8 protein-coding genes (1 of these 8 only partly in view) are annotated in these 10,043 nt (G+C 73.8%); 6 read left to right on the top strand and 2 right to left on the bottom strand.

Going from position 1 to position 10,043, the window contains the following annotated elements:
• The 5 genes in view from BKE41_RS23020 to metB are tightly spaced (at most 56 nt apart) and all read left to right on the top strand, a layout consistent with a single transcriptional unit that may run on beyond the window.
• Window positions 1-1,306: the 3' portion of an EAL domain-containing protein gene (locus BKE41_RS23020; protein WP_012321332.1), read on the top strand. It extends 419 nt beyond the left edge of the window; the window shows 1,306 of its 1,725 coding nt (coding positions 420-1,725); its start codon lies beyond the left edge, outside the window; it ends in the stop codon at window positions 1,304-1,306.
• Between the two features lie 27 nt (window positions 1,307-1,333).
• The gene (locus BKE41_RS23015) at window positions 1,334-2,281 is read left to right on the top strand and encodes a BLUF domain-containing protein (protein ID WP_058607382.1); all 948 of its coding nucleotides are present in this window, start codon (window positions 1,334-1,336) and stop codon (window positions 2,279-2,281) included.
• A 56-nt stretch (window positions 2,282-2,337) separates the two neighbouring features.
• Window positions 2,338-3,438, top strand: a complete 1,101-nt coding sequence (locus tag BKE41_RS23010; protein WP_071000148.1) for a catalase family peroxidase — start codon at window positions 2,338-2,340, stop codon at window positions 3,436-3,438.
• Window positions 3,435-4,037 carry a cytochrome b/b6 domain-containing protein gene (locus tag BKE41_RS23005; protein ID WP_029358620.1) on the top strand — a complete coding sequence of 201 codons (603 nt, stop codon included), beginning with the start codon at window positions 3,435-3,437 and terminating at the stop codon, window positions 4,035-4,037. The genes BKE41_RS23010 and BKE41_RS23005 overlap by 4 nt, the downstream gene beginning before the upstream one ends.
• Window positions 4,038-4,092: 55 nt before the next feature.
• Window positions 4,093-5,253 (top strand): cystathionine gamma-synthase, encoded by a 1,161-nt coding sequence (gene metB / locus BKE41_RS23000; protein ID WP_071000741.1) that lies wholly within the window; start codon window positions 4,093-4,095, stop codon window positions 5,251-5,253.
• 9 nt (window positions 5,254-5,262) lie between these two features.
• Here metB and BKE41_RS22995 read toward each other — a convergent pair whose 3' ends face one another.
• Entirely contained in the window at window positions 5,263-6,018 is a 756-nt protein-coding gene (locus tag BKE41_RS22995; RefSeq protein ID WP_024828806.1) for a hypothetical protein, read from the bottom strand.
• Between the two features lie 148 nt (window positions 6,019-6,166).
• The gene (locus BKE41_RS22990) at window positions 6,167-8,296 is read right to left on the bottom strand and encodes a TonB-dependent receptor (protein ID WP_071000147.1); all 2,130 of its coding nucleotides are present in this window, start codon (window positions 8,294-8,296) and stop codon (window positions 6,167-6,169) included.
• A gap of 501 nt (window positions 8,297-8,797) precedes the next feature.
• On the opposite strand from BKE41_RS22990, the gene BKE41_RS22985 reads away from it, so the two are divergent.
• Window positions 8,798-9,778: a hydroxyacid dehydrogenase gene (locus BKE41_RS22985; RefSeq protein WP_071000146.1), complete on the top strand. Its 981-nt coding sequence runs from the start codon at window positions 8,798-8,800 to the stop codon at window positions 9,776-9,778.
• Window positions 9,779-10,043: the final 265 nt, after the last annotated feature.

Raw genomic sequence — 10,043 nt, 5'->3', positions numbered from 1 at the left:
GGCCACCGAGGCCCGGGCCGACGCGATGGCGCGGCTCGACCCGCTCACCGGCCTGCCGAACCGCCTGCTCCTGCGCGAGCGCCTCGCCGCAGCGCTGGAGCGGCTCGCGCGCCCGGGCGAGGGCTTCGCCCTGCTGCTCATCGACCTCGACCGGTTCAAGCCGGTCAACGACACCCTCGGCCACCCGATCGGGGACGCGCTGCTGGCGACGGTCGCCGACCGCCTGCGCTCGACGGTGCAGGCCACCGACACGGTGGCGCGGATCGGCGGCGACGAGTTCGTCATCCTGCAGGCCGGGATCCGCGACGCGGCCGGCACGCAGGCGCTCGCCCGCCGCGTCGTCGACCTGATCGGCCGGACCTACATGGTGGAGGGCCATCTCCTGACGATCGGCGCCAGCGTCGGCGTGGCGCTCGCCCCCGCGGACGGGACCGACGCCGACCGGCTCCTGAAGAACGCCGACCTCGCCCTCTACCGGGCCAAGCTCGACGGCCGCGGCACCTACCGGTTCTTCGAGCCGGAGATGGATGCCCGCATGCAGGCGCGCCGGAAGCTCGAGCTCGACATGCGCCAGGCGCTGGCCCGGCGGGAATTCCAGCTGCACTACCAGCCGCAGATGCAGCTCGCGAGCGGCACGCTGATCGGCTGCGAGGCCCTGATCCGGTGGCGCCATCCCGACCGCGGCCTGGTCTCGCCCCTCGACTTCATCCCGCTGGCCGAGGAGATCGGCCTCATCGTCCCGATCGGCGAGTGGGTCGTCCGGCAGGCCTGCCGCGACGCCGTGACCTGGCCGGACCCCATGTCGGTGGCGGTCAACGTCTCGCCCGCGCAGTTCAAGAGCGACCGCCTCGTGGAGACGATCATCTCGGCCCTGGCGGGTTCGGGGCTGCCGGCGCGGCGGCTCGAGGTCGAGATCACCGAGGGCGTGCTGCTGCAGGAGAACGACCGGACGCTCCAGACCCTGCACCGGCTGCGGGAGCTCGGCGTTCGCGTTTCCATGGACGATTTCGGCACCGGCTACTCGTCGCTCAGCTACCTGCGCTCGTTCCCCTTCGACAAGATCAAGATCGACCGGTCCTTCGTGAAGGATCTGACCAGCAAGCCCGACGGCGAGGCGATCATCCGGGCCATCGCGGGGCTGGGGAGGAGCCTCGGCATGACCACCGTCGCGGAGGGCGTCGAGACGTCCGAACAGATGCAGCGCATCCGGTTCGAGGGCTGCACCGACGTGCAGGGCTACCTGATCAGCAAGCCCGTTCCCGCCGAGGACCTGCGCCAGGTCTTCGCCGCCTTCCCGCAGGCCTGACTCCCCGCCCCTTCCGGACGCAAAGCCATGAGCGACCTCTACCGCCTCGTCTACGCCAGCAAGAACCTGCTCCAGGGCCCGGAGCCGGAGGCGATGGCCGCGGTCCGGCAGATCCTGGACGCGTCCCGGCGGAACAACGCCGCGCTGGACGTGACCGGCGCCCTGATGTTCAACGCGGGCGCCTTCGCGCAGGTGCTGGAGGGCCCGCGGCAGGGCGTCGAGGCGACCTTCGAGCGGATCCAGCGCGACCTGCGGCACGACGACGTCACGGTCCTGCAGTGCGGCCCGGCCGAGAGCCGCGGCTTCGCGAACTGGTCGATGGCGTTCGTGGGCGCGTCGCGCAGCGGTCAGGCCCGTTTCAGCGGCCTCGCGACCGAGAGCGGGTTCGACCTCGCGCGGCTCGACGGCGACCGGGTCTTCGCCATGCTGCACGGCCTCGTTCTCGAGGAGGAGGGCGTCCCGGCCGCCGAGACCGTCGCCGCCGCACCCGTCCCTCCGGAGACCGTCCCTCCGGAGACCGTCCCCGAGCCGCGCGCGGCGTCCGGGCTCGACGTCGCGCAGGTGCGCGCCGAGATCGCGCGGCTGCGCCCGGAACCCGCGCCGCCGGTCGCCGCGCCGCCGCCTCTCGCGCCGCCGTCTGCCGCCCAGGACCGGACGCCGCCGGTCGAGCCGGCCCCGCGCCGACCGGCCGGGACGCGCGGCGCGACCGAGGCCGCCCTCAGCGTGCTCAAGGCGGCGCTGGCGAGCGAGCGGCAGCGCACGACCGACCTGCGGGCGGAGATCGACACCCTGCGCGTCGCGCTGGCCGCCTCCGAGGACCGCCTCGGGGCGCTGCGCGACGAGAGGGACCTGTGGGCCGGGCGGGCCGGCCTGCTCGCCCGCGCCCTGGCGCAGGAGGCCGACGCTGTGTGCGCCGCCGCACCGGTCGAGGCGGGCGACCGGCCCCCGGCGCGTCACGGGACCCGCGCCGCCTGAAACCGCCGCGGCGGGCGGGCGAAGAGGCGTCATCGTGACCGACTCCGAGGGACTCGATGACGCTGCTGCACGACCTCACGGGCGCGCCCCCCGGCATGACCGGGCGTGCGCTGCTCCTGCGCCTGTCCGCCATCGGCGCGGTGCTGGCCGGGACCGCCGGCACCTTCGCGTATGCCGGCGGCTGGCTCTCGCCCGGCCTGCTCACGCCGGCCCGGATCATCGACCGTTTCGAGCAGGTGAACGGGCCGCATCCCGGCTTCCGGCGCAATCACGCCAAGGGGATGTGCGTCGCGGGCCGCTTCACGGGCAGCGGCGCGGGCGCGCGCCTGTCGAAGGCGGGCGTGTTCGCTGCGGGACGCGTGACGCCGGTCGAGGGGCGGGTGGCGCTGGCCGGCGGACAGCCCTACGCGGCCGACGCCGCCGCCACCGTGCGCAGCCTCGCCCTGCGCTTCCGGCTGCCGGACGGCGAGGAGTGGCGCACCGGCATGAACAACATCCCGGTCTTTCCGGTGCGCACGCCCGAGGCCTTCTACGCGCAGCTCCTCGCGGCCAGGCCCGATCCCGCCACCGGCAGGCCGGATCCGGAGCGCCTGAAGGCCTTCTTCGCGGACCATCCGGAGAGCGCGAAGGCCGCCGCGCTGATCAAGGCCCGGACCGTGACCGCGGGCTTCGCCGACAGCACCTACTGGAGCCTGAACGCCTTCCGGTTCGTCGCCGCGGACGGCGGCACCCGGCCGGTGCGCTGGGCCCTCGTCCCCGACCCGGTGCCGGCGGTCGACGCCGCGCCGGGCGACCGGAACGCCCTGTTCGACGCGTTCGCCGCGCAGCTCGCGCAGAACCCGCGGCACTGGCACCTGATCGTCACGCTCGGCCAGGCCGGCGACCCCACCGCCGACGCGACGCTGCCCTGGCCCGCCGACCGCGCGACGGTGGATGTCGGCACCCTGACCCTCACGGCGGCGACGCCGGAGGCCGCCTCCACCTGCCGGGACATCAACTTCGATCCGCTGGTGCTGCCGGACGGCATCGCGCCGAGCGACGACCCGCTGCTGAGCGCCCGGTCGGCGGCCTACGCGCAATCCGTCACCCGCCGCGCCGGCGAGACCAAGACGCCGAGCGCCGTGACCGGGGCCGCCATCCACGGAGCCGCCCTGTGACGGAGACCGCCCGCTTCAACCGGCCCGCGCGCCTGCTCCACTGGACCATGGCGGCGCTGATCCTGGCGATGCTGCTCATCGGCGCCGCCATGGTGACCTCGCTCGCCGATTACAGCACCCTCGTGGCCCTGCACCGGCCGCTCGGGATCCTGATCCTGCTGCTCGCCGGGCTCCGACTGGCGAATCGCTGGCGCCACGCGCCGCCGCCGCTGCCGGCGAATCTTCCGGTCTGGCAGAGGCGCGCGGCCCACGGCTCGCACATCCTCCTCTACGGCCTCATGCTGGCCATGCCGCTGATCGGCTGGGCGATGCTGTCGGCGGCGCGCTATCCCGTGATCCTCGCCGGCCCGGTGGTCCTGCCGCCGATCCTGCCGCCGGACCCCATGCTGTACGCGGCCCTGCGCCGGCTCCACACCGCGCTGGCCTACGGGCTGTTCGCCCTGATCCTCGCGCATCTGGCGGCGGCGCTGCTGCACGCGCTGATCCACCGGGACGGGGTCTTCGCCAGCATGGCACCCTGGCGGTCGAGGCCGGCCGGGACGGCCGCGCCCCCGAAACGGCGCTCTCGTTCTCTTGAAAGTCTGATCCGTTCTCCATAAAGAACGCACGCCCCGGTCGGACGGGGCGGGCGATCTCTGCGTGGAGGACGAGGCGATGTCAGAGGGATTAGCGGCGCGTACCGTCGCGGCGGCCAACGGCGTGGCCCAGGACGCGGCCTTCGGCGCGGTGATCGCGCCGATCCACCTGTCGACGACCTTCAAGTTCCCGGCCTTCGAGCAGCCCGGCCCCTACGATTACTCGCGCCTGGGCAACCCGACCCGGGACGCCCTCGCCGACACGATCGCCAAGCTCGAGGGCGGCGCCCGCGCCGTCCTGGTGGCGAGCGGCATGGCGGCCCTCGACCTCGCCCTGTCGAGCCTGCGGCCCGGCGATCTCCTGGTCGCGCCGCACGATTGCTACGGCGGGACGCACCGCCTGCTCAGCTTCCGCGCGGAGCGGGGCCATTACCGCGTCGCCTTCGTCGACCAGACCGATCCGGACGCGCTGGCGGCGGCCCTGGCCCAGGGGCCGAAGGTCGTGCTGATCGAGACGCCCAGCAACCCGCTGATGCGCGTGGTCGATGTCCGGCGCATCACCGCAGACGCGAAGGCGGCCGGCGCGCTGGCTGTGGTGGACAACACCTTCCTGTCGCCCGCCCTGCAGCAGCCGATCGCCCTCGGGGCGGATCTGGTCGTCCATTCCACCACCAAGTTCCTGAACGGCCATTCCGACGTGATCGGCGGGGCCGTGATCGCCGCCGACAAGGCGGTGGGCGAGGACCTCGCCGCCTGGGCGAACACGATCGGCGTCACCGGCTCGCCCCTCGACGCCTACCTGACGCTCCGGGGCCTGCGCACCCTGTTCGTGCGGGTGGAGCAGCAGCAGCGCAACGCCGCCGCCCTGGCGGCCTTCCTCGACGCCCATCCGGCGGTGGCCCGGGTGCATTATCCCGGCCTGCCCACGCATCCGGGGCACGCCCTGGCCAAGGCGCAGCAGGCAGGCTTCGGGGCGATGCTGAGCTTCGAGCTGGCCGGCGGCCGCGCGGCGGTGAAGACCTTCGTCGAGGCCCTGCGGGTGTTCACGCTGGCCGAGTCGCTCGGCGGCGTCGAGAGCCTGATCGCCCATCCGCCGACCATGACGCACGCGGCGATGGACCCGGAGGCGCGCGCCATCGCGGGCATCACCGACGGGCTGCTGCGCCTGTCGGTCGGCCTGGAGGCGGAGGCCGACCTGCTGGCCGACCTGTCGCGGGCCTTCCAGGCCCTGGACGGCTGACCCGGCCGGTCACTCCTCCTCGACCACGCTGAACCCGGACTCGTCCTCGACCACCCGGAAACGGGCGAGCTGCACGGTCCGGGAGCGCTCGGCCGCCTCGTCGCGGCACTTGTCGACATGGGCGGCGCGGTTGACCACCTGCAGGTTCGGCGCGCCCCAGTAGCCGAGGAGCTCCGGCCAGGGCGCGTCGCGGTGCTCGCGCCAGACCCGGTAGAGCGGCAGCAGATGGTCGACCTCGGCCGTCTTCAGCAGGCGCTTGCCGGTGGTGGTGCAGCGGTGGCGCTGGCGCAGCTTCAGCGCCCGGACCTGGGCGTGCGGCGCGATCCAGAACTTCCAGGCCGCCACACAGGCCGCGTGCCAGCCGGCATTGGTGTTGGGCGCGCCGCGCGCCCAGAGATCCCGGTGCCAGCCGAACCGGTAGACCGGCTGGCCGCAGATGCAGCAGGCGCCCCGGCCGCGGGCGAAGGCCGGGTCGCGGAAAGGGGCCGGCGGCAGGCGGAAGCTCCCGGCCCGGCCCGCGCCGCCGAGCTGCCAGCTCCAGCCCTCCGGTGTCCCGGAGCGGGCCGCCAGCGCCCGGGCGAGCCGGTCGGCCCGGAGGATGTGGTTGCGCCAGTAGCTCTCGACGGCGAGCCGCGGCGTCGGCGGGATCAGGGGTCGCGCGAGGGCGTGCTGCAGGACCGGCACTGGGAAGACCGCCGGCAGGGCCTTCTCCAGCCGTTTCCGCGCCTGCACGTTTCGGAGGGTGCGCCAGCTCGATGTCGTCATGCCGGACCGGTGGTAACCCGGCGGCCGCGGCGCCGCGACGGCACCGCTGCAACAGCGGTCCGGTCCCGCGCGGGCGGCCCTCAGGGTTAAGAAAATGTTTCCCGTGAAACATCGCGCGGTCCGGCAGGTCCGGCGCGGCCGGCCCTGCTCAGAGGTCCACCGCCATCGACAGCAGGTAGGTGCGCGGCGCGCCCTGGAAGAAGGTGCCGAACGAGGCGACGCCGGTCCAGTAGTGCGCGTCGGTCACGTTGAGGACGCTGGCCCGGAAGGTCGTCCGGCGCTCTGCGACCAGGGTCGTGTAGCGCAGGCCGAGGTCGAGGCGGGCCCAGTCGGGCAGCGCCTGGGTATTCGCGAGGTCGACGAACTGCCGCCCCGTATAGATGACCGCGCCGTTGAGCGTCAGGCCGGGTAACCCGGGCAGGTCCCACTCGGCGCCCAGGCTCGCCTGGACCTCCGGCACGCCGATCGGCCGGTGCCTGCGATTGGCGGCGAGCGCTGTCCGGACGAGGCGTCCGTCCAGCAGGGTGACGCCCCCGACCACCCGCACCTGCGGGGTGATCTCGCCGAACAGGCTCAGCTCGAGCCCGCCGACGCGCTGCTCGGCCGTCGCCGCGAAGCGCCCCTGCGGCCCGAGTTCGCCCGCGGGCTTCGTGATCCGGAACGCGCCGAGCGTGGCGCCGAACCGGCCGAGATCGAGCTTCACGCCCGCCTCGACCTGCCGGGCCACGTAGGGCGCCAGGATCGTGCCGGAATTGGTCGCCACCGCCGGGGCCACGTCGCCGCGGCTCAGGCCCTCGATGTAGTTGCCGTAGAGCGAGACCGAGTCCCAGGGCCGCACCACGAGGCCGACCATCGGGGTCGTGGCGCTCCTGTCGTAGGACGAGGCGAGCGTGCCGACATTCGACACGTAATTGTGCGCCTCAACGCGCTGGCGGCGCACGCCCAGGGTCAGCAGGACGCGCTCGTCGAGGGCCGACAGCGTGTCGGCCACCGCGATCCCCGACAGGGTGCTGTCGGACAGGCGGGGCCGGCCGACGCCGTAGATCGGCGCGATGTACGGGACGAGGGCCGGCGCGTAGAGGTTCGACAGGTAGGCGCCCCGGCCAGGCGAGAACCGCCGTGCCGTCGCCTCGTCGTACACGGAGCCCTGCACCGTCAGGGCGTGACGGATGACGCCGGTCTCGAACCGGGCCCGGACGCCGCCGTCGTAGGTCAGCCGGTCGACGCCCAGCGCGTAGAATTGCGGCGTGCTGGTCGTGTCGCCGCGGCCGTTGAGGATCGTCGGCGCCGACTGGAAGTAGCGCTCGACCCCGGTCTGCCCGCCGCCGACATCCGCGAACAGCGTGACCTGGTCGGTCAGGTCGTACTCCGTACGCAGCAGGCCGCCGCGATCGTCGACGTCCGAATACTCCCAGGGCTGGGTCAGGTTCAGGCGGCCGTCGGGCGCCCGCGGCACGGGCACGCCGGCCCGCAGGAGGAACGGGCGCAGCGGCGCGTCGAAGCGGTCGGTCTGCGCCAGCAGGTAGAGCCACGCGCGGAACCGGTCGCCTTGGTAGTCGAGGGCCAGGGCCCCGACGCCGGTCGTCTCGGTCTGGCGGTCGAAGGGCGTGGCGCCGCCGTGCAGGCTGCCGACGACGCGGGCGCCCCATTCCCGGCCCGGACCCCAGCGGCGGGCGACGTCGACCTGGCTGCCGCCCCAGGCGGACGAGCCGTAATCCAGGGTGACGCGCGTCAGGTCCGCCCCGGCGCGCTTGGGGACGATGTTGACCACGCCGCCGACCGCGCCGTTCGGCGACACCCCCGTCAGGGCGGCGGACGGCCCCTTCAGGACCTCGATGCGCTCCACGTAGTCGGTGAAGATGCGGAAGCTCGGGGCGATGCCGTAGAGCCCGTCGAAGGCGACCTCGCCGCTGGTGTTCTCGTTGGCCGGGAAGCCCCGGATGGAGAAGGAGTCGAACGGCGCCCCCGTGGTCTGGGTGGCGCGCACCGACGGGTCGAGGACCAGGGTCTCGGACAAAGTCCGCGCCTGCCGGTCCCGGATGAGCGTGTCGGTGTAGCTGGCGATGCTGAAGGGTGCCTTCTGCGCCTCGGTATCGCCCAGCAGGCCGAGGCGCCCGCCCCGCGCCACCTGACCGCCGGCATAGGCCGGCATCGGGCCGCGCGGCGCGGCCGCACCCTCGACCGAGAGTTCGCCGAGCTGGACATCCCGGCCGGCCCCCGCCTCCTCCGCGCGGGCGGCGTGCGGCCCGGAACCGACGAAGCCCAGCAGGACGGCCATCGGGAGAACCGGCCGGGCCGCGCGCCGTCGGCGCCGGGTCCGCGCGGAAACAGGTATTGAGAAGTCGTGGGACCGCATTGTCGCGACGGAGGCTCCGAATCACGGAGCAAGGCAGCAAATATCTCTACAGATGTCAAAAATACATTTGGAGTAATTACAATTACAGCCGCCGCGCGCGGGACGGATCTGGAGGACCGATATTGAACACGTTCTATACTGACCTCATACGCCGAACGACATCTTTATCAGTGCCTCGGCCATCGTCGCACGGTCGAGCCGGCGATTTCGCGGAAGGCGAGGCCGGATCTCGGCCGAGGCGCGCGGCCGGGATCGTCGGGCCGGGCGGGGCGCGACCCGGCCGCGATCGGGTATGGATCGCGCGTCCGAGCGGGTCGCCGCGGCGGGGACCGGGGCGCCCGGTTGCCAGGGTTGCCCACCCCGCCTAGACGGGCCCGGCGCGAAACTTGCCCGTCACCCCTCCTCTTGTGCAGAGGTTTTCCCGTGATCACCGGTCCGTGCCTCATCGTCCAGCCGATCCACGCGGCGGGCCTCGACCGGTTGCGCGCGGCCGGGCTGGAGCCGCGCCCGGCGAGCGGGACCGATTCCGAGACGCTGGCCCGCGAGGTCGCCGACTGCGTCGCCGTCATCACCCGCAACACCGGCTTCCCGGCCCGCGCCATCGCGGCGGCGCCGGCCCTGCGGGTGATCGGCGTGCACGGCACCGGCACCGACCACGTCGCCACCGCCGAGGCGACCGCGGCCGGGATCGTGGTGGTCAACACGCCCGGCGCCAACGCCGTCTCGGTGGCCGAGCAGACGCTGGCGCTGATCTTCGCCCTGGCCAAGGCCCTGCCGGAGGCCGACCGCTCGGTCCGGACCGGCGACGACAGCTTCAAGTTCACCGCCCGGCTGATCGAGCTCGCCGGGCTGACGCTGGGTCTCGTCGGCTTCGGGGCGATCGGGCAGGCGACCGCCCGGCTCGCCGCCGCCCTGGGACTGCGGGTACTGGCCTACGGCCCGAGCCGCCCGGACGCCGACTTCGCCAATGCCGGCGCCCTGCGGGCCGCCTCGGTCGACGCGCTCCTGGCGGAGGCCGACATCGTCTCCCTGCACGTGCCGCTGACAACGGGCACCCGCGGCCTGATCGGTCGGGACCAGCTCGCCCGGATGAAGCGGGAGGCCTTCCTGATCAACACCAGCCGCGGCGGCCTGATCGACGAGGCGGCCCTGGTGGAGGCGCTGGAGGCCGGCACGATCGCGGGCGCCGGGCTCGACGTCTTCGCCCAGGAGCCGCTGCCGGTCGACCACCCGCTGGCCCGCCAGCCCCGGGCGATCCTGACGCCCCATGTCGGCGGCTCCACCGGGGCGGCCCTGATCCGCACCGCCGAGACCGCCGCGACCCGCGTGGTCGACGTCCTCGCCGGCCGGCGGCCGGGCGGGCTGGTCAACCCGGATGTCTGGGAGCGGCGCCGCGCGCCGTGACACCCTGAGACCGGGGACCGCCGCGGGCCGCGCGACGGGCCTCCGACCAACACCCTCATCCTGAGGTGCCCGCCTCGGCGGGCCTCGGAGGGGAGGCTCCAGGGATCGCGCTGGCCTCTGGAGGCCTCCTTCGAGGCTTCCGCCTCGCTCCAGCACCTCAGGATGAGGGAGCGGGCGGGAGGGCCGCGCTCCCGACATCCCCGCCCCCGGCGGATCACGCCCTTTCGTCCGGACCGCGACCGCCCGCCGCGCACCGTGTCATGCA

This window comes from Methylobacterium sp. C1, assembly GCF_001854385.1.
GTDB classification, from domain to species: Bacteria; Pseudomonadota; Alphaproteobacteria; order Rhizobiales; family Beijerinckiaceae; genus Methylobacterium; species Methylobacterium radiotolerans.
Note: the sequence above shows the minus strand (reverse complement) of the source record. Positions and strands in the feature narration are given on the sequence as shown.